19 protein-coding genes and 1 pseudogene are annotated in these 25,173 nt (G+C 46.4%); 3 read left to right on the top strand and 17 right to left on the bottom strand.

Annotation, left to right across the window (positions count from 1 at the left end):
• Positions 1–18: 18 nt before the first annotated feature.
• Complete coding sequence (locus ACJJI8_RS04380) at positions 19–1,062, bottom strand: Kelch repeat-containing protein (protein WP_444934395.1); 1,044 nt, start codon at positions 1,060–1,062, stop codon at positions 19–21.
• 44 nt (positions 1,063–1,106) lie between these two features.
• Positions 1,107–1,568: a GNAT family N-acetyltransferase gene (locus ACJJI8_RS04375; RefSeq protein ID WP_444934394.1), complete on the bottom strand. Its 462-nt coding sequence runs from the start codon at positions 1,566–1,568 to the stop codon at positions 1,107–1,109.
• Between the two features lie 458 nt (positions 1,569–2,026).
• On the opposite strand from ACJJI8_RS04375, the pseudogene ACJJI8_RS04370 reads away from it, so the two are divergent.
• Together ACJJI8_RS04370 and ACJJI8_RS04365 are read left to right on the top strand one after the other, a co-directional pair.
• Positions 2,027–2,170: pseudogene (locus ACJJI8_RS04370) on the top strand (helix-turn-helix domain-containing protein); the annotation flags it as partial.
• A 67-nt stretch (positions 2,171–2,237) separates the two neighbouring features.
• On the top strand, positions 2,238–2,909 hold the full coding sequence (locus tag ACJJI8_RS04365) for an IS630 family transposase (protein ID WP_444916185.1): 672 nt from the start codon (positions 2,238–2,240) through the stop codon (positions 2,907–2,909).
• 243 nt (positions 2,910–3,152) lie between these two features.
• Here the strand turns inward: ACJJI8_RS04365 and ACJJI8_RS04360 are convergent, their stop codons facing one another.
• The 7 genes from ACJJI8_RS04360 to ACJJI8_RS04330 form a co-directional block, all read right to left on the bottom strand.
• Positions 3,153–4,085: a NosD domain-containing protein gene (locus tag ACJJI8_RS04360; RefSeq protein WP_444934393.1), complete on the bottom strand. Its 933-nt coding sequence runs from the start codon at positions 4,083–4,085 to the stop codon at positions 3,153–3,155.
• A gap of 463 nt (positions 4,086–4,548) precedes the next feature.
• Positions 4,549–6,054: a M1 family metallopeptidase gene (locus ACJJI8_RS04355; protein WP_444934392.1), complete on the bottom strand. Its 1,506-nt coding sequence runs from the start codon at positions 6,052–6,054 to the stop codon at positions 4,549–4,551.
• Positions 6,055–6,192: 138 nt separating this feature from the next.
• Complete coding sequence (aptA, locus tag ACJJI8_RS04350) at positions 6,193–7,533, bottom strand: omega-aminotransferase AptA (RefSeq protein ID WP_444934391.1); 1,341 nt, start codon at positions 7,531–7,533, stop codon at positions 6,193–6,195.
• A 250-nt stretch (positions 7,534–7,783) separates the two neighbouring features.
• The gene (locus ACJJI8_RS04345) at positions 7,784–8,347 is read right to left on the bottom strand and encodes a phosphoribosyltransferase (RefSeq protein WP_413663623.1); all 564 of its coding nucleotides are present in this window, start codon (positions 8,345–8,347) and stop codon (positions 7,784–7,786) included.
• A gap of 11 nt (positions 8,348–8,358) precedes the next feature.
• Entirely contained in the window at positions 8,359–9,720 is a 1,362-nt protein-coding gene (locus ACJJI8_RS04340; protein WP_413663622.1) for an NCS2 family permease, read from the bottom strand.
• Between the two features lies 1 nt (position 9,721).
• Positions 9,722–10,507, bottom strand: a complete 786-nt coding sequence (locus ACJJI8_RS04335; protein WP_444934390.1) for an outer membrane protein OmpK — start codon at positions 10,505–10,507, stop codon at positions 9,722–9,724.
• Positions 10,508–11,265: 758 nt separating this feature from the next.
• Positions 11,266–12,873, bottom strand: coding sequence for an ABC-F family ATPase (locus ACJJI8_RS04330; RefSeq protein WP_282930917.1), 1,608 nt, complete (start codon positions 12,871–12,873; stop codon positions 11,266–11,268).
• A 502-nt stretch (positions 12,874–13,375) separates the two neighbouring features.
• Between ACJJI8_RS04330 and ACJJI8_RS04325 the strand changes: the two genes are divergently transcribed.
• Complete coding sequence (locus ACJJI8_RS04325) at positions 13,376–13,792, top strand: VOC family protein (protein ID WP_444907005.1); 417 nt, start codon at positions 13,376–13,378, stop codon at positions 13,790–13,792.
• 75 nt (positions 13,793–13,867) lie between these two features.
• Here ACJJI8_RS04325 and ACJJI8_RS04320 read toward each other — a convergent pair whose 3' ends face one another.
• The 8 genes from ACJJI8_RS04320 to ACJJI8_RS04285 form a co-directional block, all read right to left on the bottom strand.
• Positions 13,868–14,788, bottom strand: a complete 921-nt coding sequence (locus ACJJI8_RS04320) for a DMT family transporter (protein WP_444907006.1) — start codon at positions 14,786–14,788, stop codon at positions 13,868–13,870.
• Positions 14,785–15,375: a cysteine hydrolase family protein gene (locus tag ACJJI8_RS04315; protein WP_444934389.1), complete on the bottom strand. Its 591-nt coding sequence runs from the start codon at positions 15,373–15,375 to the stop codon at positions 14,785–14,787. Before ACJJI8_RS04315 ends, ACJJI8_RS04320 begins: the two co-directional genes overlap by 4 nt.
• Positions 15,376–15,462: 87 nt before the next feature.
• The gene (locus ACJJI8_RS04310) at positions 15,463–16,989 is read right to left on the bottom strand and encodes a cryptochrome/photolyase family protein (RefSeq protein ID WP_444934388.1); all 1,527 of its coding nucleotides are present in this window, start codon (positions 16,987–16,989) and stop codon (positions 15,463–15,465) included.
• Positions 16,990–17,021: 32 nt separating this feature from the next.
• Positions 17,022–18,581 carry an ABC-F family ATP-binding cassette domain-containing protein gene (locus ACJJI8_RS04305; protein WP_444934387.1) on the bottom strand — a complete coding sequence of 520 codons (1,560 nt, stop codon included), beginning with the start codon at positions 18,579–18,581 and terminating at the stop codon, positions 17,022–17,024.
• Positions 18,582–19,140: 559 nt separating this feature from the next.
• On the bottom strand, positions 19,141–20,337 hold the full coding sequence (locus ACJJI8_RS04300; protein ID WP_444934386.1) for a CaiB/BaiF CoA transferase family protein: 1,197 nt from the start codon (positions 20,335–20,337) through the stop codon (positions 19,141–19,143).
• 53 nt (positions 20,338–20,390) lie between these two features.
• Positions 20,391–21,539 carry an acyl-CoA dehydrogenase family protein gene (locus tag ACJJI8_RS04295; RefSeq protein WP_413663612.1) on the bottom strand — a complete coding sequence of 383 codons (1,149 nt, stop codon included), beginning with the start codon at positions 21,537–21,539 and terminating at the stop codon, positions 20,391–20,393.
• A gap of 105 nt (positions 21,540–21,644) precedes the next feature.
• Positions 21,645–23,801 carry a 3-hydroxyacyl-CoA dehydrogenase NAD-binding domain-containing protein gene (locus tag ACJJI8_RS04290; protein ID WP_444907012.1) on the bottom strand — a complete coding sequence of 719 codons (2,157 nt, stop codon included), beginning with the start codon at positions 23,799–23,801 and terminating at the stop codon, positions 21,645–21,647.
• A 10-nt stretch (positions 23,802–23,811) separates the two neighbouring features.
• Complete coding sequence (locus tag ACJJI8_RS04285) at positions 23,812–25,020, bottom strand: acetyl-CoA C-acetyltransferase (protein WP_444915307.1); 1,209 nt, start codon at positions 25,018–25,020, stop codon at positions 23,812–23,814.
• Positions 25,021–25,173 lie beyond the last annotated feature (153 nt).

The raw sequence follows: 25,173 nt of genomic DNA, 5'->3' as shown, positions 1-25,173 counted from the left end.
GTTTTTATTGATTGCCCTTTAGCTCCAGCGCAGCTGTATTGCGGAGGCGAGAGTTTCTTGCGGCCCAACTTTAGAGGCTCCACCAATCAAGTAGAGGCTTTCTCCTAGGGCTACTGCTCCGTGACCGTGCCGTGCCTGGGGCAACTGACCCTGATTGTTCCAATCATCTGTGACTGGATCGTAAATCCAAATATTGTTAAATGCTGTACCAGTCTTCCAGTTGCCATTGGGGCCAAATGCCTCACCGCCGGTAACTATTAATTTATTATTTAATGGGGTTGCTGTGAGCCCGGCAACAGCTTGGGGAAGGGGGCGGATCTTTTCCCATTTATCCAGGCTGGGGTCATAAACTTCGGCATAAGTTAGATTCCCGGCCTTGCGACCATTGTCGCTAACCTGGCGGCCACCAACAACATAAATTCTGTTATTTAAAGTTACCCCACCTGCGGATTTTCGCTTGATACTGGCTGGTGCTGCTTGCTCCCAATGATCTCCTCTTGTAAGCACATAATGAGAATTGGTATCTCTATTTTTAGACTGTTCGTTGGGGGCCTTACCGCCAATGACATGGATGTTCTCCCCAATATTGGTGTAAATAGATTCAGCCAAGGGCCGGGGGAGAGGGCTGGTTTCTATCCAATGCTTATATTCGCTGGAAAGTTTATAAACGGTATTTCGGGCTTGCCAAGCGCTATCCGAATCGCCAAAAAATCCACCTATGCCATATAGACTGTTGGAGTTACTGGCCATGCCGAGGTGATGTCTTGACTCAGGTAAATTGGGCCCTGGCCTCCAGTTTTGTTCCCGCGGAGAAAAGATATGTGTTTGTTTAGTTGGAGAGAGACCGAAGAAAACTGCTGTATCCGATGGGATAAATCCCCCTGCTACATAGATCTCGCCAGAAAAGACTGCGGGGTAAATCTCCTGTAAAGGCATTTCCAGGCTGGGAAGACTTGATATAGATAGACTGGAAATAGCCTCTTTAGCGGTTAGATTGGCTCCACCAAAAGTAAGGGAAGCTAAGCTGGAATATTTAATAAAGGATCTTCTGGATAGCGTCATAGTAACAAACACTCTCACACTGACTGATAAAGAATACCTATTGATTATAATTTTTTACCTAAAAATAGGCTAAAAGGGTCATTTTTATAGTGACTGAAAGGGTCGCAATCGTCAAATCCATAATGGCGATAGAGAGCGATTGCGGGAGCAAAAGCTTCAGTGCGGCCTGTCTCCAGCTTTATCTCTTTATATTTACGCTGCTTTGCCTCCTCCAATATTCTTTCTATCAAGGCGCGGGCAACGCCTTTGCGCAGAAACAGAGGATGAGTTTTCATGGATTTTATTTCACCCAAGTTAGGGTCGATCTCTTTTAGAGCAGCACATCCGGCCAAAACTCCATCAATTCTTGCCCCCCAAAAGGTAATCATGGGGTCATTTAACTCATCAGGATTTAGTGCGTGAACGCTTCCAGGTGGGGAATGTCGGTACATTTCCCGTAGATGAGTTTCGAGAAGATTGTTAATGGAACCGTCGGACAGATCGTCTAATTGTACTGATATATACATCTTTATTTGATTGTCTTTCTTTTTAAAATAATGGCTTAAGCAGGAACGCCCGTTAATTTTTTAGGCTTTGAAATGTCACTGTAACAAGATTTTTAGAGAAGGATAAGTATAAGTTGGCTGGTGCAATAGATATGCTTTATTAGGGGGCATTGAGATAAAATATATAATTTTTGCACCGTTTTATTACGCGTAATACCCTGCCAAAAGCCTGGCAAGGGGAACTAAGGGCTGGATATTGCACTTAGTTCAACATTAATAGCTAGTTTAAAGAAGATTTAGAGTAATCGCTTCCCGATATTGATACAGCGTTCACCGGAGTAGCGATGATTTTTTAATGCTTTTACCAATGTGGGCTTAAGTTGTGGTTTTTCTTTCACTAGCTCGGCGACCTTATAGTTCTGTATAATGTTCGAATGAATATTATTGATGCATGAAGATTACCCGCTTCCGCTCAGGAGGAGAAACGTCGAACTGCGGTAAAGCTTTGGAAGAAATCGGAGCCTACAGTAGAAATTGCAAGAACACTGGATGTTTCCAGCCGTGCTGTGCAAAATTGGATTAAGGCTTACAAATTTGACGGATTCGAGGCATTAGCCGCTTAAAAGCGCGGCTATTTGAAAGTGGTGAATCGCAGCCTAACGGCAGAGCAAGAAAAGCAGCTTCAAAAAAATCGTAGCTGAACAGCTCAAACTTAACTATGCTCTGTGGACTTGTAAGACTTTCATGGAGCTAATCGAACGTGAGTTTGGCATAAAAATGTCAATTCGAACGGTCGGTGATTATCTGAAGCGCTGGGATTTTACACCTCAGAAGCCCGCCATACGCGCCTATGAGCAAAACCCCAAAGTAGTTAAAAAATGGATGGAAGAAGACTATCCATATATTAAACAACGTGCCAAAAAGGAAGGTGCAGAAATTTACTGGGGTGATGAAACGGACATTCGCAGTGATTGTCAGCATGAACGCGGCTATGCGCCAAAAGGAAAACCACCCATTGTGAAGTTAACCGCAAAGCGAGCTTCACTCAACATGATCTTAGCGATTACAAATCAAGGGACAGTGCGCTTTCAAATTTACGAAGGAAGCATGAATGCCGACAGATTAATTGGCTTTCTTAAGCGATTAATTAAAACCGCAGGCAGAAAGGTTTACCTCATTCTAGATAACCTTAGGGTACATCATGCCCGAGTGATTAAAGCTTGGCTGTCAGAGCATGAGGATGAGATAGAAAAATTTTATTTGTCATCGTATTCACCTGAATTGAACCCAGATGAGTATTTGAACTTCGATCTTAAAGGGGGTGTATATAGTGGGATTCCAATACAATTCAAAAAAAGTTAGAAAAAACTACTTTCTCACATGAGAACGCTACAGAAGAAGCCTGCGCGCGTAGTTTCCTACTCTAAGCATAAGGAAATTTAATATGCAGCATAGATGAACTATTGGGCCTCCGGGTTAATAGTAAAGAAGTGATACAGAATTCTGAACACTACCGCCAGAGGCTATGTATTAATTAATGCATTCGTTAAAAAGTGGAGAATTAGAGTTTGAGCAGAGCGATCACTCACTATGCCCAAACTTTAATTAATCCAAGCAGGCTGGATCTGAAGTAACAAAAATATTTCCCGCCCATACGTTACTACTACTGCAGTCTAGATCCAGAGGTGAAAATAAATCAAAAATACCATTATCAATTGCTGTATTCGACACAATTACATTTTGAGTAGCATTTAAGTCGAGCAGATAGATGCCATAAGATGTATTGTCACTAGCTTCATTGCCAGTAATAGTATTATTGTCAGCATCGTATATTTCTATACCCACGTTATTATTGTTTATAGAATTATTGACGACTGTAGTAAATTCACCCCTAAGCTCAATCCCTGCTTCGTCATTAGAATCTATTGTATTTAAAACAACGACATTAAATGATCCATCAAGATCAATCCCATCTTCAGTATTTAGTATTTCATTACCAGAAATAAAGTTACCATCTCCATCAAGTTCGATACCTTCATCATCAACCGTATCAATAATATTATTAGTGATTATGTTGGAATTTGAACTGGATCCAATATCTATTCCATCATCATCGGTATTGAAAGAGGAGGTATCGGTTACTGTATTGAAGCTACTATTGATAACAATGGCATCATCATCTGAGTCAATTATATTGATTGTAGATACTCTATGGCTTCCAGTACCCTCTATCTGTATGGAGTCAAAACACTCCTGAATATCACCATTGCTGAGCCTGGCTGCAGTACCCGTTAAAAGTATCCCATCACCTGTCGCGTTTACACACATTAAAGTGTAACCACCCATATCAAGGCGGCCCGAAGGTCCCTCAATAGTAAGAGATGGGTTAAAAATAGTTGAATCACAGGATAGGTCTTCTGTGAGAGTTTCCGAGGTTGTGATAACGTCGCCACAGCTAACGGCACTGGCAACTATGGGGACGGCTAATGTGCCAATTAAAATCGTCACTGAGGTAAGATGCATTGCTGTACTTTTCATAAGTTTTCACTCACGTTCTTGTAGTGATATGGATAGCTGTAAACATTAATCAAAGCTCAAATAAAAAAATAACAGAAAAAATCTAGAACTAATTACTACAAATCCATGTAGATAAAATTTCACTCAGGGGTCAATATGTAAAGATTCTGGCAGGTCTGAATCTTCTTCAAAAGTATCGATTTTAAATAAATTGGCTCCATTTATTTCGATAACTTATTAAGTTTGTTATGAAAATCCCTGATATTATATAGCAGCCAAATGGTCCATCCGGAAGGTAATGTTATTTAAAGAAATTGTTCATCCTCACTAACGACCTGATCCTACCCACCAACGACGGACACACTCTTATGCGATAAACTATGCAGCAGAGGTGCTCTAGACAAGATCAAATAAACCAACCAAAAACGCTCGTAAACAATACTCAGAGGAGTATAGAAAAGATGCCCTGGCACTGGAAACTGGCCTAAATTGTGTTGAGGCCGGCCTGGTAAAGCCACTGTTGCTGCCAGGAATTAAGATCTTTATCCGCAGCTTTGCCCAGGTGGTTGATAAAGTCATTGAGGGTTGAATTGTTATAAGACAAAGCCTTTAAGTAATTACTGACGCCTTTGCGAAATTCTTCTTTGCCCAAATAGTAGGGCAATTGCTTGAGTACTGAGCCGCCTTTGCCATAAGTAATTCCATCAAAATTGGCAAAGGCTTCGTCAGTATTGTTGACTGGTAGTTGAATAGCGTGGGTAGTGGGGCGTTGATCAGTGTGGTAAGCCCATTGCTTGGCGCCTAAATAATAGTTCTCCCAAGCGGTAGTGAATTCGCTATTTTCGGCTAGAGCCAGATTGGCCATATAAGTGGCAAAACTCTCATTGAGCCAAAGGTCATCCCACCAATTCATGGTGACCAAATTACCAAACCATTGATGGGCCAGCTCATGGGCAATAACATTGGCGAGGCGCATCCGCTGGGCCTGGGTCTTTTTTCCTCGGGATATGTAAGAATCGTTAAATGTTACAGCCCCAACATTTTCCATAGCGCCGGCGTTAAAATCAGGTACTAGTATTTGATCATATTTTTTAAATGGATAATCAATTTCAAGGTAGGGCTGAAAGAACTCAAAGGATTGTTTGGTGAAGGTAAACCAGTCTTCTGTTTTTACGTAATTTGCCAGGCTCTGTCTTGCCATTAAGCGAAGGGGAATATCTCCTGCCTTGTCTTCCCAGATGTGGTAAGGACCTGCATGTAAAGAGAATATGTAAGATGAGAATTTCTTGGTTTGAGGAAAAAACCAGTGGTTTGATTTTCTTTTCTCTTCTCCTCTCTCCTCTCTTTCCGCGCTAACTACTACCGAGTCTTTTGGAGCCTTTACATCCAGGGTGTAGCGTGCTTTCAAATTGGGTTGGTCAAAATGTGGGAATAGGCGATTGGCATCATAAGGTTCAAAGTCCGTATATAAATAGACCTTTTCATCTTTGGGGTCTTTAAAGTGATGTAATCCTGAGCCATTGTTAGAGTACGGGTGTTGATAATTCACCGTAATCGTGTGGGATTTTTCCGGTAGGTTTTGATAATCAATAGAAATAAAGTGGTTGTTGTACTCAAATGGAACAGATCTTCCATCGACCTGGATTGAATCAACCGCACCACCGGAAAAATCGATAGTGAGCGGCTGTTCAAGTATTTTTCTAAAATTGATATCTGCGTGCATAATTCCGGAGAAGTTCTTAGCTTGACTATCCAGATTGATGCTCAGCCGATAGTCCACTTCAGCAATTTGCTGACGACGAATGTCAGCATAAGATTCTGAAAGTCCTGGGGCTGTGGTTCTAATAGGAGATGAAATTTTCTTTGCTGGTGAGCTTATTTCTTGCTTAGTAGTTCTTTGCTCACAGGAACTTAATAAAATACCACATAGAATCGCTATAACCACTTTGTACTTTAGTAATACATTTGTAAGGCGAATATATTTGTTCATGGTGCTATTTTTAATATAGAGTTATTGAATTACTATTTGCGATTTACTTTGTATCATTAAAGATAGCTAGGTGGCGATATAAATTTCCGTATCAGGAGGGGGAATCTTTTATACAGAGTGAGAAGGAATAGGTTCTGGCTACTGGCCGTTTGCGACCTCAGTAATTGATTCTGCTAATGCGTTGATAACTCCGTCAATCTCCTCTGCCTGTGCTATAAATGGGACGCCGATTTGCAGTGTGTCGCCGCCGTAGCGAATATAAAAGCCTTTTTCCCACATCTTCATAGCAATTAAGTAAGGCCTGAGTAATGGCTCATCCGGAGCTGATTCGATTGTCAGGCCTGCGGCGAGTCCACAATTACGAATATCTTCTATTAACGGTAATCCATTGAGTTGATGGATATGGTCTTCCAGGATATGGGCAAGCTCCGCAGATCGCTCAAATAAATTTTCTTTCTTTAAAATATCCAGTGTCGCCAATGCCGCTGCGCAGGCTAGTGGGTGCCCAGAGTAGGTATAGCCGTGGGGAAGCTCCAGTTGGTATTGAGGTCCTCCATTTTCCATGAATATCTCGTAGATATCTTGACGCACAGCCACAGCGCCCATGGGAACAGCGCCATTTGTAAGCTGTTTGGCTGTATTGAGCATATCCGGGGTCACTCCAAAAAACTCTGCTCCGGTGGCTTTCCCCATGCGTCCGAAAGCGGTAATGACTTCATCAAATATCAGCAATATGTCGTATTGAGTACATATTTCCCTAAGGCGATGGAGATAGCCTTTTGGTGGGGGCAATACCCCTGCAGACCCCGCTACGGGCTCGACAATAACAGCGGCAATGTTTTCAGAACCGTGCAGTTTGATAAGTTCCAGCAACTCGTCTGCCAGGAAACTTCCCTGTTCAGGCTGTCCTTTAGCAAAGCGGTTGTGGGGTAAAAGGGTGTGGCGAAGGTGGTCAGAATCTAAAGATGAGCCAAAGATTGCTCGATTAGCACTAATACCGCCCACACTAAGACCGCCAAAATTAACTCCGTGATAGCCTTTCACGCGTCCGATGAATTTTGTTTTCCCTGGAGCGCCCATCTTCTGCCAGTAGGCTCTAGCTATTTTTAGAGAGGTTTCTGCGGATTCAGAGCCGGAGTTTGTAAAGAAAATACGATTGAGCCCCATGGGCATCATCTGGCTGACACGCTCCGCTAGTTGGAAGGCTCCCGGGTGGCCATATTGGAAAGCGGGGGCGTAATCCAGAAGGGCTGCTTGCCGGGTAATGGAGTCAATTATCTCCGGGCGGTTGTGTCCGGCACCACAGGTCCACAAGCCAGAGAGACCATCGAATATGGGGCGGCCATCAGCACTTAGGTAATAGCAGCCGCTGGCTGAGGTAATAATACGGGGATCTCTTTTGAATTGGCGATTCCCGGTAAAAGGCATCCAGTAAGCATCGAGCTGCGATTTACTAAGTCCCGCTGATTTGTCGTTCATTTTTATTTTCCGACATTTGGCCTTATCGCATTAATTTTGGACCAACTTTTCTACTTTATAAATTGATTCTCACTAACTTTAGTTTCATAAGTGGGATTTATTAATAGAGTATTGAAGTATTGCCTATGGCAGGAGTTGAGTGCCGGGGGAGGGTTTGCCGGAATGGCCTGAGGGAGAGAGGGAGAGAGGGAGAGAGGGAGATGAGAGGAGAAAGAGAAACGGGGGCATTAGCCCCCGGTAATATTGCCGATTAAACAGCAGTGGCGATTCTGTCTACATAGGGGGCGAGTTCTGGTTTGTTCTCCAGAATCTCCTGCCGGGACAGACCGTCGATCTCGTGGGGGAATACCAACCACTCTTCGGTCTTGTGGATAAAGTAATCCGGCTCGCGCTTGGCCTTGTTGTTCTTCGGCTTGTAGTAAGGGGTCGCGATACGAATCTCCGGCGTGTTCTTCTTACAGGCAGCGCGCAGGTCTTCGATAGTTTGCTCAATACTCAGGCCAGAGTCGTGCACATCGTCCACGATCAACAGGGAGTCGTGGGACTCCAAGCGCTTGATCAGGTAGTTCAGGCCATGCACGCGCACTTTCTTGTCGCGCTCACCGATACCGAGATAGGAGGAAGTGCGGATAGCGATATGGTCTGCATCCACTCCCATCACGTGCAGCAGCTCTTGTACAGCGATGCCCACAGGAGCGCCACCGCGCCAAACACCGACAATATAGTTTGGGCGAAAGCCGTCCTTATAGATTTGCTCGGCGAGAGCATAAGAGTCTATCAGGAGCTGCTGTGCGCTAATAAAGTGCTTTTTCATCAATGTACCCCTCAGAAAAAGGCAAACTTGGCAACAAAGAGTGCCGCTAACACGTAGACACTGATGCTGACGTCTTTGCTACGTCCGCTCAGCGTTTTAATAACTGCGTAGGAAATAAAGCCCAGGGCGATTCCGTGCGCGATCGAGAACGACAAAGGCATCATCACTGCGGCGATTACTGCCGGTGCGGCCTCGGTAATGTCATCCCAATCAATAGATGACATACCGGAAGTCATCAGGACGCCAACATACAGCAGAGCACCTGCGGTTGCATAGGCCGGAATCATACCGATTAGGGGCGAGAAGAAGGTCGCCAACAGGAATAGCCCGGCGCAAACCACAGCGGTCAGGCCTGTGCGACCACCGGCGGTAATTCCCGCAGTACTCTCTACATAACAGGTAGTAGTGGAGGAGCCCAGCACAGAACCAACGACAGATGCGGAGCTGTCGGCCATCAGGGCCTTGCCCATTCCAGGCAACTTGCCATCTTTATCCAGCAGTTTGGCGCGATCAGAAACACTCAACAGGGTGCCTGCGGTGTCGAATAGGTCGACAAACAGGAAGGCAAAGATCACGCTGATCATGCCTACTTCGAAGGCGCCAGCGATATCCAGCTCCAGGTAAGTCGGTGCCAGGCTGGGAGGTGCGGATACCAGACCGGTGAACTCTACCTTACCAATTGCCAGGGCGATGACGGTTACCGCAAGGATACCGATCATCACTGAGCCCAGCATACGGCGGTAGGACAGCGCCACAATAATAAAGAAGCCCAGTGCTGCCAGGATCGCCTCAATTGACTTGAGGTCGCCCAGGGTTACCAGAGTAGCGGGGCTGGCCACAACGATACCGGCACTCTTCAGGGCAATGATCGCCAGGAACAGGCCAATACCCGCTGCCAGGGATTGTCGCAGGGAGAGGGGGATACTATCGATAATCCACTCTCGCAGCTTGAAGATACTGAGCAGCAGGAAGATTACCCCTGATATAAACACCGCACCCAGGGCTACTTGCCAGCTGTAGCCCATTTCACCGACGACAACGTAGGCGAAGAAGGCATTGAGGCCCATACCTGGCGCCAATGCGATGGGGTAGTTGGCGTAGAGCCCCATAATCAGGCAGCCAATAGCGGCTGCAAGGCAGGTCGCCATAAACACAGCGCCCTTATCCATACCCGCTGCAGCCAGGATATTGGGGTTCACAAAGATGATGTAGGCCATCGTCAGGAATGTGGTAACGCCGGCAATCACTTCCCGGCGAACATTCGTCTGGCGCTCTGAGAGCTTGAACAACTTCTCCAGGAATGAGGCATTGCCTCCCACCTGCGGGATGTCGGACCCTGGGGTCGCCGATGTTTGGATATCAGTGGGTTTCATATCAGAAGTGGTACTTTACTAGCAGGTTAACGTTGCGCTCGTTGGAATCGACACCATAAGTGCCATCTTTGATTCCGAACTTGTCGTTCCAGTGTACGTACTCAATACCCGCGTACAGGGTCTTGGGTTCACCCCAGGTGGCGCCGGCATCCCATTTCAGCTGGGAGGTAAAGTTAGTGCTCGGATGTGAATCTTCAGAAGCACTGGTCCAATCGATAAATCCGTCGTAGACAAAGCTGGCATCACCCAGGGTAAAAGGCATGGCCCAAACCAGGGTCAGCTGCTCGTTGCTGGCCTTGTCATCGTTATCGCGGTGGTAAACATTCGCCTGTACAAAGGAGAAACCGGGAACCGCGAGATCAAAGCCCACACCTGTCAGGTAATTGGTGAAGTGGGGGCCTGTGGCCGTCAGGTGATCCGGGTCATCCATATTGCCTATCTCCACAGTTGTGGCGACAAGCACATCGGTAACCGGTCCGAAAGCCAGCTCACTGCCGCTGAGCTTGCCTAAGCTCAGGCGGGGAGAGATCTCACTATACAGCTCATTGGAGCCATCTTCCGAGTCCAGGTAGTCGGCAAAAATAAAGAGGTCACCCCAGCTGTGGCCACTGGCGTGCTCGAAAGTTACTACGGATCTTTCAGAGTCATCCGTGTTGAGGCTGTAGTTAACCTCGTAATCGCGGCCGTAAAGAAGGCTCAGGCTGTTGTCACTCCAGGTCATCTCAGCTTGGGCAGCTACGGACAACAGGCTAGAGGCCAGCAGTAGCAGGGGCTTGGTTGGTTTCATTCTATTACCTCTGTTACAGCGACAGGCGAATTTCGCACTGGCGGCCGATGAGAAAATCGGCAGTTGGTTAAAAAATAGTCGCGGAATGTACCAGAACTTAACCCCTGTTTTCCAGTGTTTTTTCTCGGGATTTACGCTTTTTTCCGAGCTTTTTAAGTAACTCTGCACCAAAAAAACACGCTTGGGGAAAACGAGATACTCATTTGTTGGTTAGCGATGGGTTGGTGTAGCAAAAAAGTATTGCTTGATTGGTTTGATAGTAGGGAATCGCTATATTGCAGGGGCAAATTAGGTAAATAGTCCAGAAAGTCGGCATCTGCTCTCCAGTGGTGCTTGCACAGGCAACATGAATACTTTTGGTGCTTTAAGGGGTCGCGATAGATGTTGTTTAACTTTGATGACACTGGAAGTCATCCGCTTGGTAGCAGAACAAGGATGGTTGAAATGTATCTTCTGAGCGCCTTCCTTATATAGGCAGGCATCGGCCTGAGGTCGATGGTTATAGTTGGGAAAAGTAAATCGACTTTTAACCTGTATAAAAATTATTTGGCTGTTTGGTTTTTTTGCTAGTTCGTAGGAAATTGGCCCAGGAAGGAATCTGGATGGATTGCAGTAGCGGGGGGCGACTTTAGGGGGACGCAGGTAATGCCTACCGAGCCCCGTATTATCTGGTGGTGATTGGTTACACTTGCAGCTTTTGAGACCTGGGGCGAGTATTGTTATCGCCCCAATATGCCTTTTCCGATTCGAGTTTGGAGTCAGGCTACCTGCTGTTCTGTACCTGACTGGTGCGCCAGGTATTCCTCGTAAGTGCCTTGAAAATCGATCAGTGCTTGGTCTTTGATTTCAATAACTCGGGTTGCCAGGGATGAGACAAACTGACGATCGTGACTCACAAAAATAAGTGTGCCCTCATATTTCTCCAGTGCCTTGTTTAGGGCTTCGATGGCTTCCATGTCCAAGTGGTTGGTTGGCTCATCCATGATGAGCACATTGGTGTCCATCATCATTAGCTTGCCAAACAGCAGGCGATTTTTCTCGCCGCCAGAGCAGACCTTTGCCTTTTTATTGGCATCATCTGCGGTAAATAATAGTCGGCCCAGAATACCCCGCACGGCCAGATCATCGTGCTTGGGGGTGCGCCATTGGGACATCCACTCAAATATTGTCAGGTCACCATCAAAATCTGCACTACTGTCTTGCGGACAGTAGCCGATAGCGGCATTTTCTGACCACTTGACGACTCCGCTGTTTGCTTGGATCTCATTGACAAGACAGCGCAGGAAGGTTGTTTTACCAACGCCGTTCTCACCGATAATTGCCAGGCGCGCACCGGCTTCCAGCAGCATTTCGCCACCCTGAAATAGCGTTTCACTGTCAAAACCATGGGTAAGCCCCTCAAGAGTCAGCGCCTGACGGTGCAATTTTTTACACTGGTTAAACGTAATATAAGGGCTGACCCGACTGGAGGGTTTGATTTCGTCCAGCTTGATTTTTTCCATCTTCTTCGCGCGGGAGCTGGCTTGCTTGGCTTTGGATGCATTGGCAGAAAAGCGGTTCACAAAGCTCTGTAGCTCGTCCAGTTCGGCACTTTTCTTGGCATTCTCTGCGTGAAGTTGTTCTTGTATTAGCGTGGAGGCCGCAACAAAGTCCTCATAATTGCCGGGGAAAACCCGCAATTCACCATAATCTATGTCGGCCATATGGGTGCAGACAGAGTTCAGGAAGTGGCGATCGTGGGAAATGATGACCATGGTGCTTTTGCGTTGATTCAGTACATCTGCCAACCACTTGATGGTGTGGATGTCCAGGTTATTGGTCGGCTCATCCAACAATAAAATATCCGGGTCGGCAAATAGCGCTTGGGCGAGTAATACACGCAATTTCCAGCCGGGAGCTACCTGTTTCATCAGGCCAAAATGTAGGGATTCGTCGATGCCAGCTTCAAGCAGGATTTCTCCCGCACGGCTCTCTGCACTATAGCCATCCAGCTCAGCAAATTGGACTTCAAGCTCGGCTACACGCATGCCGTCTTCTTCGCTCATTTCCGGTAGCGAGTATATACGGTCACGTTCCTGTTTAATTTCCCACAGGCGGACATCTCCCATGATGACCGCATCGACGACGGTGTACTCTTCAAATGCAAACTGGTCTTGGCTCAAAGTACCCAAGGTGCATCCAGGCTCAATGGATACGTTGCCGGCCGAGGGCGCCAAGGCACCACTCAGGATCTTCATAAAGGTTGACTTTCCACATCCATTGGCCCCGATAAGGCCATATCGGTTGCCATTGCCGAACTTTACAGAAATGTTTTCAAACAGTGGTTGGGCACCAAACTGCATGGTGATATTCGCGGTGGAGATCAAGAGCGTATTCCTGAGGATTACAAATGGGCTCTGGTAAGCCAGTTTCGCCAAAATAGGAGGCGTGATGTGGGGGCCGCACTATAAGGATTTGGCGCTGAAGTGTCGAGGAGTACGTTCAATAACTAAGCAGTTTCTCCGCGGGTTCGATATTAGAGATTGAAATATATATGTTAAAGTATACTCCTAGGCTAGGAGAATATTCCATTTCGGGGTAGGGTGCGATGATATGCATCTGTATACTCCCTGAATTCGGGCTCTTTAGCTAAAGCTATGGGCCCTAATATTAGGAATATTCCCGGTATAAGTTGCCAGCGCGTAAAGCGGCCACTTTTATTTAAATAATTAACGGGATCACTTGATCTTATTTGTATCCTTTGGGTGGCTCCGACGGCAAAGTAAATGTTAATGCTGTTAGGGGGGAGGGTTGAAGGGCTAATGACTAGCAGATGTCAGTCAATCAATTTTTGATCTCTATGAGGAGCTAGCAAAGGCTGGAGGCTATATGAAATCGAATTGTTTGCACCTTGCGATTCCGGCAGGGGATCTGGAAACCGCCAAGAAATTCTATTGCGATGTCTTAGGCTGCAAGACCGGCAACAGTGAAGAAGGTCGCTGGGTAGATATCGACTTTTGGGGTAACGAACTCACCCTGCACCAGAGTGAGGAGAAGCTCCCCAATGTTCGCCACAAGGTGGATATGGGAGAAGTGGCTGTTCCTCATTTTGGCATTCACCTGCCGGAAGATGAGTTTCAGGCACTAAAAGGCCGTATCGAAGATGCCGGGCTGGAATACCTGGACAAGCCCTACCGTCGCTTTGTCGGCAATGAATATGAACAGGAAACTTTCTTTATCGAAGATCCAAATGGCAACGTTCTGGAAATGAAAACGATGGTTAATCCTGAACTGATGTTCAAGTAATCGTCTGTGCCCTGCAGATAATTGAATCTGTGGGGCTGAGTTTCTCCCGCTATTCCCTGTCCTCGCTTATCTTTGCTAAGAATGAGATGCCTTAATCTGGGGTTGAGTTCTGATTGCCTGAATAATGCCTCCTATTACTATCAGTAAGCTGCCGGCATAAGTATTCCAGGTAGGGAGTGTGTTATAGACCAACCAATCCAATATGCCGGAGAAAATCAGGCTTGTATATAAATAGGGAGATAGGCTGGCAGGTCTGTTTACCCGACGATAGGCTTTAGTGCGCAAGGATTGATTACTGATTGTCGCCAGGCTAAAAGCAATAATCACAATCACAAAACTTACCGAGTCCGATAGAGATACCGCGACTTTCGTAAGCTCCCCAAGATTTCCTTCAATCAATAAAATGGCAAGCATATAGAGGCTGGATAGGCCGAACATCTTGGTGGTTGAAGATATCGTATTTTGCTTCTTTGATGAGTGGTGCATTACAAACTGTGAACAAGCTCCAAAGAAGCCCGATAGCAGGCCCACTATCATATAGCTATCAAAGCCAGCAGTTGGCTTCAATATAAAAGCAACGCCGATAAAGCTGATTAAACAGGCCGCTAATGTCTTCTTTTTTATCGGATCCTTTTTGGCAAACCGGGTAATAAAAGGGAGAAATAAACCTGACGTTGAAAATAGAAGGGCGGCGACAAGTAGAGAGCCTTTGGACAAATAATAAAACAGGCAATACTGAGCGAGACAAGTGAATAACGCCCTTGCACCATCAATCCTGTCTATTCGATGAGTCACAGGGTTTTCATCAAAAACAACGAGGCAAATCCAGGTTAGGAGTAAAAATGGGGCAAAGAAACGAATAAAGACCACCAGGGATAAGGAGCTAAAAGTAGTTAGTTCTTTACCAAATAGCCCGGTTAGCGACATACAGCTGGCCGCCAGAATTGCGGTAATGACACTGAGGGCAAATTCTCTATTGGAAATGCGGGTACTCATGGTTTACCAGCACCCTCACTAGCAATAATCTCATCGACTGTTTTTACACTGGCTATCTTCGTGAGGAAGTTCAGGCTATTCTGTTTATTGTTTTCCGTGTCAGACTCACAGGCATCTGAGGCAATGAGTACTGAAAAGTCTCTATCGTGAGCTTCCCTGGCCGTCAGTTCGACTGTATTCTGTGTTGATACCCCACAGAGAATAATCCTTTCTATATTGTGGCTAGCAATAAGTACTGGGAGTTCAGTCCCATAGAAGCCACTGACACGCCTCTTATAAATAGATATATCGCTATCAGTGATATTGAGATCATCAATAAAAGCAGTGCCCCAGCTTTTCTGACGGAGGGCGCCTATATCTTTGATATAGCTGAAGAGGGGAGAGTTAGAGGAAGATTCCCTGTAGTCGGTGGAAAAAGCGACCCTGATATGGCAAATAAGATGACGTCGTGCTCTTCCCCACGCAAGGAGTTTATTGGTGTTCTCAATAACTCTATTCTTATGGACTCTTGGGGCCGCTGCTGATATTTGTCCCTTTGGATGACAAATATCGTTGATAAAATCGAGGGTAATGATTGAAGTCTTCATGACCAGAGTCTATTGAGGGGAGTATTGGCTTAGTTTAGTAATGATTAAGGAAGCCTTCGATAAAGGATTTTATGATCTATATAGGGTTTACGATTTCTTCGTCATAAATTGCTTTGCCCTTTTTTTTATTGCTGCCACTTCACTCTTCTCAAGCTTATCCAGAAGGCTGAACATCATTGTCATTCTATGATTGCCCTCTAGCACTTTTCTTTTTTCAATTAAGAAATTCCAGTAGAGACTGTTAAATGGGCAGGCCTTCTCTCCAGTTCGTTGTTTGACGTCATAAATACAGTCGCTGCAATAGTTACTCATTTTGTTGATATAGGAGCCACTACTAATATAGGGCTTTGTTGCAACCAATCCACCATCGGCGAACTGGCTCATTCCCCGGGTATTAGGCATTTCAACCCACTGAATAGCATCTATGTAAATACCGAGATACCAACTTTCCACCTGGTCAGGGTCAGTTTGTGTTAATAGCGCAAAATTACCGGTAATCATAAGCCTTTGGATATGGTGAGCATAGGCATTTTCCAAGCTATTCCTGATGGTGTTGTGAAGGCAGTTCATGGACGTTTTGGCATCCCAGAAAAAATCTGGCAAATTATTTTTATTCTTCAACTTATTCTGATGCTCATAACTGGGCATAGACATCCAGTAGACACCGCGCATATATTCTCGCCAGCCCAATATTTGGCGTACAAAACCTTCAATCTGGTTTAGTCCTATTGGAATTTTTCCATCTTCCCAAGATTTTATCGCTGTATCGATAACCTCTTTTGGAGATATGAGTTTACTATTTAGGGAGAAGCTAATTCGGCTGTGATAAAGAAAGGCTTCATCTGGATCCATTGCGTCCTGAAAATCGCCAAAATTAGCAAGTAGATGTTTACAAAAATGACGAAGTAGTTTTATAGATTCCTCCCTGCTGGTTGGCCACATAAAATTCTCTGGATCAATCTTTCCAATACTCTTAACTCCAGACTTTTTTATACGGGATAAAGTTGAAGTGACATTGCTTGTTATTTTTCCCTGCTTGGGTTTGCCCAGCTTTCCATTCCATTTCTTTCTATTGCTTTGGTCGAAATTCCATTTTCCTCCTTCAGGTTTTCCATTGTTCATCAGAATGTCATGCTTCTTCCGCATATAATGGTAGAAGCTTTCCATAAGTAGAGATTTTTTCCCCTGGAAGAAGTCTGCCAGCTCTTTTCGGGTGGTCAAAAAGTGCTCAGTGTCGTAGGCTTGAAACTCTATTGATAGTCTCTTCTCTAGTTGTAATAGTTGCTGATCTAGTCGGTACTCATCGGGAAGTTGGTACTCAAATTTTTCAATTTTGTGTTTTCTAATAATATCTTCGATATTTTTTGTAAGGTTTTGTTTGTTGTTTTTATTGTCTATTCGATAGTAGATGACATTACAGCCCCTATTTTTAAGCCACTCTGAGAAAATCTGCATAGCTTCAAAAAAGGCAACGATTTTTTGGATATGGTGAACAACGTAATCGGTCTCTTGGCGCATTTCAGCCATAAAGTAAATCTTATCCTCCTGGTTACCTCTAAACCAGGAGTGTTTTTGGTTCAATTGATCTCCTAATAGCAAGCGCAGCGTTTTCACATCTCACTTCCTTTATTTAGGTCTTAATATGCCTATAGATAGATCCTTCTATTCACTCCCACATTTTCTACAAAAGTAGAGTCATGGGAGATCAATAAAAATGTTCCGGGGTATTCTACCAGCGCAGTTTCTAGCGCTATACGCGACTCCAGATCCAAATGATTGTCCGGTTCGTCCAGTAGTAGCAGGTCTGGTGCCTCAGTGCCACGAGTAGCGGCAAGTAAAGCAACCTTTAGTCGCTCCCCTCCACTTAAAGTATTGGTAGAGCGAAGTGCAGAATCACCTCGAATATTCATTGTGGCCAGGGCTGTGCGCCAGAAGTTGGTATCTTTATCAGGGTGCAGGCGGGATAAAGTCTCCAGGGCAGATAGATTTCCATTTAGTTGTCTTAGGTTCTGATCCAGATAAAAACAGCTGCCAAAAGTTTTACACAAACCGCTGCGAGGTTTAACTCGACCAGCAATGATCTTTAGTAGCGTTGTCTTTCCGCTACCATTGGCGCCACAAATATGCCAGCGATCGCCACTGTGCATGGTAAGTGATATGGGATCACTCTGAATACCGTAGGGCAGTTTGAGATCCTCAACATGCAGACGAATACCACCCGTTAGCCCTGTTTTGCTAAGTTGCATATTTGGGAGCTTATGACTCTTATAGTCCTTTTGGCAACTTTCTAAATCTAGCTTTAACTTATGGTGCTGACGATCCAGGTTTCTAGTCAGCTTGCCTAAACTTTGCCCTGCACGATCTTTTTTCGCATCTAGTAGCGATTTACATTGGGAACCTTTTAACTTCTTACCCTGGTTTTTTCTGGTTGTAGTTTTTTCAGCAGAACTTTGCTTAAGTTTGTTTAGGCTTTTTATATTCTTTTTGGTACTTTCAATTTTCTTTTCTACAGACTGTCTCTGTATCTCTTTTTCTTTCTTGTAGTGTGAATAGTTGCCACCATATGTGCGTATTTTTCCTGAATCTAGTTCCACTATCGTGTCAGCTTGTTGGAGTAAGCTTCGATCATGACTGACCATTAGGATTCCGGCAGAATGGTTTCTAATTTTCTGCTGTAACCATTTTCTACCGTCTGAATCTAGGTGATTACTAGGCTCATCCAGTAGCAGATAGTAGTTTTTATAAGAGAAGGCATTGATTAAAGCCAGTCGGATTCTCTCACCGCCGCTAAGATTGCCGATAGGAGTGTCTAACGTGAGATTTATTCCGGCGCTGTATAAATGCTGTTGCCAAATTGTAGGTAGCTCCCATGAATCTGAGACACGTATCAGATCTTCGTCACTCTGATTGCCAGATTCAATACGTGAAAAACAGTCATAGAGGCCCGTAGGGTCGAATATATCTACAATTCTCTTGTTGGAATTGCTGCTCACTTGATCCACTTTAAGGTAGTCCGTATACCAAGTAATACTTCCCTGTTCAGGCTTTAGTTTCCCAATCAAAGCCTCTAAAAAAGTCGATTTTCCACTGCCATTATTTCCCACTAAGCCAGTAAATCCAGAATGGAAGTCAAGATGGATCCCCTTAAATAGAGATTTCTCAGGGACGTTTAAGTAAAGATTTTTTATAGAACAAATGCTCTGCATGTCACCCTCCGGTAGTCGGAATGGGTGGCGCAATACCATGATCTTGAGAGAAAGTTGTAGAGAATGGAGTACGCCACTTGCACGGGAATTGATGGCCTCTTAAGAAACCGGTTTATCTCCAGTGTGTGCAAGGCTTAATTCATTGGCGTAGATAGCTCCAAAAAGAAAAGTTGTTAAGTGTTAGCTTAATAAAGATTCAAAAATACTTCAAGTCCCAACCTATAAGCACTCACTTGCTACTCTCAACTCTTAAAATAGAGTGGTATATGAGTATTATTGATATTACATTGAGATAAAGCATTTTTTCTCAATTGATATAAAGTTGGGAATTAAAGGCGGTTACCATTATTCGTTAAACTGTCTATCAAGAAATAGTCCCACTGCGGCTCACTGTGCCAGTCATATTGATTGTGCCGCGAGCTGTCAAGGCGGAACTTCCGGCAGTGTCTTCTCTGGAATTTGGGGTGGCGGCTCCTCTTCAGATTCTGGAAGCAGTTGTGGTGGGGGGGGTGGCAGCTAGAGGCAGCTATCACTGCTCTAGCAACCTTGTTCAACGTGATTAATGAGTGACACCCTGAACTTCGCAAAGCTCTTCAATTTCTTCAGCGCTAAAGCCGAGTTCACCCAGCACAGCGTGATTGTGCTCTCCCAGAGCTGCCCCTCGGTTAAATAAGTGGGGCTTTTGGCCGTTAAATCTAAAGGGTGTGTTGATCTGTTTAAGGTCTCCATTCACAGAACAGATCATCTCTCTGGACTGGATAAGATCGCTATCAGCAGCTTCCGTAAAATTAAGTACGGGTTCAATACACGCATCAGTATCCTGAAATATATCAATCCATTCTTTCCGGCTTTTTGTGGCAATAATTTCTGCAATATCTTTCTTAAGTGTTTCTTGTTGTCCGTCTTGGACAACACGAGTCAGCCACTCCTTTCGGCCTATTTTTGTAAAAAATTGCTCAGCAAATTGTGGCTCTAAGCTTCCCACAGAGAGATAGCGGTTATCTGCCGTGCGATAGTAATCATAAAAGCTTCCACCGTTTAGCAACTCGGATTCCAGCTTGGGATCGGTATTTAAAGCCAGTGCATTGGCCCCACTGATTGCGTTTAATGCAAAACTACAGTCCGTCATGCTGATATCGATATAGTTGCCTTCACCGGTTCTCTGGCGATGATAAACCGCTGCCAGTATCGACATAGCCGCATGGTGTGAGCCGCCGGCGATGTCTGCTATCTGGGTGCCGCTCAGGCAGGGGCCATGGTCGCGCTTGCCGGAATAGCTGGCCAGGCCAGATAGTGCGAGATAATTGATATCGTGCCCGGCACGTTGCTTTAATGGTCCAGTCTGGCCATATCCGGTGATCGAACAGTAAATAATGTCTGCGCGCTGTTGCTTTAAGCTTTGGTAGCCAAGGCCCAGCCTATCCATCACTCCGGGGCGGAATTGCTCGATCACAATATCGTATTGCTGAAGCAGTCGGTGAATCACCGCTTGCGCCTTTGGATTTTTTAGATCGATCGCCAGGGAGCGTTTGTTGCGGTTAATGGTTGCGTGGGCGGCGGATAGGGAAGCCGTGTCATCGACTAAAGGGGGAAAGCCCCGTAGTAAGTCTGGCCGTGTGGGAGACTCGATTCTTAGTACTTCTGCGCCCAAGTCTGCCAATAACATAGTGGCATAGGGACCGGGAAGTAGGGTAGAAAAGTCGAGTACTTTTAGCCCCTCAAGAGGGGCGCAGTGATTCTTCGTTTGCTGTTTCACTTTTTATTTCATTATTTTAATTGAAAACAGAAATTTCAATCTAGCACTTTAATTTAGTCATCGCGCAGGAGGTCTCGGGAAATAATTAATTTCATAATTTCATTGGTTCCGGCATAAATACGTGCTACACGAGCATCGGCCCAAGACCGGGCGATGGGGTATTCCCACATATAGCCATAGCCGCCATGTAACTGAACACATTCATCCAAAAGTTTGCATTGGAAATCTGTACTCAATAACTTGGCTTTCGCTGCAGTTGCAACGTCGAGTTCCTTTTTATAGTGAAGCTCCAAGCAGCGATCGATAAATACCCGAAGAGCGGTTAACTCACTATCCAGCTCAGCCAGCTTGAATTGTGTATTTTGGAAGGCAGAGATGGGTTTGCCGAAAGCCTTGCGATCCCGTACGTAATCAATCGTCCATTGCAGGGCTGCTTCTGCATTAGCTATTGCATAAATTGCCACACTTAAACGCTCTTGAGGCAATTCCTGCATTAAATAAATAAATCCCTGTCCCTCTCCACCGAGAAGGTTTTCCGCAGGGACTTTGACATCATCAAAGAACAGCTCTGAAGTATCCTGAGCCTTCATGCCTATTTTTTCTAGGTTACTGCCTCTCTTGAATCCAGGGCTATCTGCTTCCACAAGCAGCAAACTGACTCCAGAGGCCCCCTCGTGAGGGTCGGTTTTGGCCACGACAATAACCAGGTCTGCCTGCTGTCCATTGGTAATAAAAATCTTGGAACCATTGAGCAGATAGTGATCCCCTTTGCGCACGGCTGTGGTTCTCACGCCTTGGAGATCCGATCCGGCACCAGGTTCGGACATGGCGATAGCGGTAATCATCTCACCACTAATGCATTTGGGAAGGTACTTTTTCTTCTGTTCTTCCGTGCCGTAATTAATAATGTAGGGCACTGCAATATTAGAGTGCAGGCCCCAGCCAATACCGGAAAGTCCCGCTCGGGCTACCTCCTCATCAATAATGGAGTTGTAGCCATAGTCCAGCCCCAAGCCACCATACTTTTCGTCAACTTGCGGACACAGAAAGCCCATTTCTCCAGCTTTATTCCACAGTTTACGATCTACCTGACCATCTTTTTCCCACTGATGGTGGTAGGGTACAGCTTCATTCTCTAAAAATTTACGTAAAGTTTCTCGAAACTGTTCGTGATCTTCGTTGTAAACAGTTCTTGGTACCATCCTTACACCACCGCATTTTATTACTGAAAAATTGAACCAGTGTTTTGATTGGCGATGTAAACAGCAAGACTTTAAAAGCCTGTTTACATCGCTCAAACCCCTGGGTTAAGGGTTGTCCGCCAGAGCTTTTCCTGACTCTGCCAGATCCAGCAAAATTGCTGGCGGGGCAAATCGATCTCCATAGGCATCAGCCAGTTGCTGGGCGCGTTGGGTAAACGCTTTCAGGCCAAACTGGCTGATGTATTGCAATGCACCACCGGTCCAGGGTGGGAAGCCGATACCGAAGATAGAGCCAATATTGGCATCGCGTACGCTGCGTAGCACATCCTCTTGATAACAGCGAAGTGTCTCCAGAGCCATAATAAACAGCAGCCGTTCCTTCACATCTTCTATCGGCAGTGCCTCTTTGGCGGGGAACTCCTTCTCAAGGCCACTCCATAAGTGCTTTTTCCCGCCCTCAGGGTAAGTATAGAAGCCGCCACCTGCGGCCTTACCAGCGCGACCAACTTCAAGCATTCGGTCGATCACTCCGTCGGCGGGATGCGTGGGGGCGGGTTTACCCTCTTTTTGCAGGTCATTGATGGTCTGCTGGCGTATCCGGCTCATCAGCGTTAGAGAGACCTCGTCACTAACAGCTAGAGGGCCGACTGGGAAGCCAGCTAGGGCTGCGGCATTTTCAATGGTGGCGGGATTAACCCCTTCGCTAAGCATGCCGATACCTTCATTGGTAAAGCAGCCGAATACCCTTGAGGTGAAGAAGCCACGGCTGTCGTTAACAACGATAGGAGTCTTGCCAATCTGCAATACAAAGGCGAAGGCTTGGGCGAGAGTCTCATCACTGGTTTGCTCCCCACAGATAATTTCCACCAGTGGCATCTTGTCGGCAGGGGAGAAGAAATGTAGGCCGATAAATTGCTGGGGACGGTCGGAAGCTTGAGCGAGCCCAGTGATCGGCAGTGTCGAAGTATTGGAAGCAAATACTGCATTTTTCGGCAGCTGTGCTTCGGCTTCCTGGGTAACTTTACGCTTGAGTTCCCGGTCTTCGAAAACTGCTTCTATCACCAACTCACAATCAGCCAGGTCGGTATTGCTGTCTGTGGGCGTGATACGGGAGAGGATCTGATTGACCTTGTCCTCGGTAATGCGACCCCGCTGTAAGCGTTTTTGCAGGGATTTCTCTGCATATTGTTTGCCGGCTAAGGCACCTTCCATGGATACATCTTTTAATACGACATCAACACCTTTACTGGCACAGGCGTAGGCAATGGCTGAGCCCATCATGCCGGCGCCGAGTATGCCAATTTTTTGCATGGGCGACGTTTTATGATCGCGGGCGGCGGCGGGCAGCGATGCTCCGGCTTTGACTTCGTTGAGTGCAAACCAGAAAGTACCAATCATGTTTTTGGCAACCTGCCCGCAAGCGAGGCCTACAAAGTGTCGGGACTCAATTCGCGTAGCAGTTTCGAAGTCGACCCTTGACCCTTCGACGACGGTTGCCATTATCGACTCTGGGGCCGGCAGACATCCCTTGGTTTTTTTCTCCAGCATTGCTGGGGCGATCATCAGTAACTGCGCATTTTTAGGGTTCTTTGCGTCCCCTCCCGGCATCCGGTAATCCGGTTGATCCCAAGGCTGAGCAACAGGTTGCTCACTATTCTCTCGAATATAAGTGACAGCCTTCTCTAGTAATTCATTTTCACTGGTAACGAGCTGATGTACCAGACCGGCTTTGAGAGCCTGTTGCGGCCTCACCTGTTTTCCTTCCAGTAAGTAGGGTAGAGACTCCTGGATGCCTAAAAGGCGGGGCATACGTACACAGCCGCCACCACCAGGTAGTAAGCCTAATGTGACTTCAGGCAATCCCAGTTTTATTGCGGTGCTATCGATAACAATACGCTGATGGCAGCTGAGGGCGATTTCCCAGCCACCGCCCAAAGCTGTGCCATTAATCGCAGCAACGACGGGTTTACCCTGGGTTTCCAACCAGCGCAGGTTGGCTTTCATTGATTCGCAGGATTCGAAGAAAGGTTTAGCTTCTTCAATTTTTGCCGCAAATAAAGATTTGAGGTCGCCGCCGGCAAAAAAGGTATTTTTTGTGGAGCGAACAATAATTCCAGAAAATTCTTGCTGCTTGAGTTGTTCAACCGCTGCGCTCAGTGACTCGGTAAAATCCCGGTCCATCACATTGGCTGAGGCATTGGGGTTGTCCATGATCAGGTGGACAATATTGTGATCGTCTTTTTCCAGGCGAATGGATTTCATAGTCTGCCCCCTAAACTCTTTCGATAATGGTTGCTACACCCATACCGCCGCCCACACATAGTGTGACCAGGCCGTAGCGAAGTTGCCGTTGTTCCAGCTCATCCAGTACTGTGCCGATCAGCATTGCACCGGTCGCGCCGAGGGGGTGGCCCATAGCGATTGAGCCGCCGTTAACGTTGAGTTTTTGTGGGTCCACGTCTAACTCGTGTTGGAAACGCATCACCACTGCCGCGAAGGCTTCATTCACCTCAAAGAGGTCAATATCCTGCACCGTCAGGCCTGCGGCCTTCAGGGCTTTGCGAGTGGCGGGCGCGGGGCCTGTGAGCATGATAGTAGGCTCAGTGCCCACTACCGCAGCGGAGACAATACGGGCGCGGGGGCTGAGCCCCAGATCCCGCCCGGCCTGTTCACTGCCGATCAGCAGGGCGGCTGCGCCATCGACGATGCCTGAGGAATTTCCCGCAGTGTGAACATGGTTGATTGATTCGACCTGTGGGTAACGGGATATGGCAATGCTGTCGAAGCACAGGTCACCCATCCCGGCAAAGGACGGCTTGAGTTGTGCCAGGGCCTCTATGGACGCATCTGGGCGCACCAGCTGGTCGTGATCGAGAATGGTCAGGCCATTTTGGTCGCGTACGGGAATCACAGATTTTTCGAAAGCACCGCGCTTCCAGGCGGCTGCCGCTTTGTGCTGAGAGTCCAGCGCAAAGTTATCCACATCCTCGCGGGAAAATCCGCCGAGTGTAGCGATCAAGTCCGCGCCAATGCCCTGGGGTGCAAATCCAGTATCTATTGCTGTACGTGGGTCCATCGCCCAGGCGCCGCCGTCGCTGCCCATGGGCACCCGCGACATGGACTCTACGCCTCCGGCCACTACCAGATGCTCCCACCCGGAGCGAACTTTGGTAGCGGCGAGATTGACCGCTTCGGCACCGGAGGCACAGAAGCGATTTAGAGTTACGCCACCGATATCCCAGTCCCAATCGGCAGCTAAAGCTGCAACTTTTGCGATATCGGCACCCTGATCTCCGATCGGTGTAACACAGCCCATAACGATATCGTCCACTTTGGCAGTGTCGAATCTATTGCGGGTCTGTAATTCTTTCAGGAGATCTGAAAGCAGGGTGATAGGTTTGACTTCGTGAAGGGCACCGCTGGATTTGCCTCTGCCCCGCGGGGTGCGGATAGCATCGTAGATGTAGGCTTCGGTTGGCACGGTTTTAGCCTCTTTTTATTTTATGGTTTCGCTTATTACCATAGTGCGGTGCAGCTTGGGTTCAATGATAAAAATTGCCACGGAAGATGACTCAGCTTCCAGGTACTACCGAAAATTCCTAGTCAAATATCTTTTTATTTATTCCAAATTAAC

Source organism: Microbulbifer maximicatervae (SeqCode) (assembly GCF_052467695.1).
This window is presented reverse-complemented; position numbering and strand designations above follow the sequence as displayed.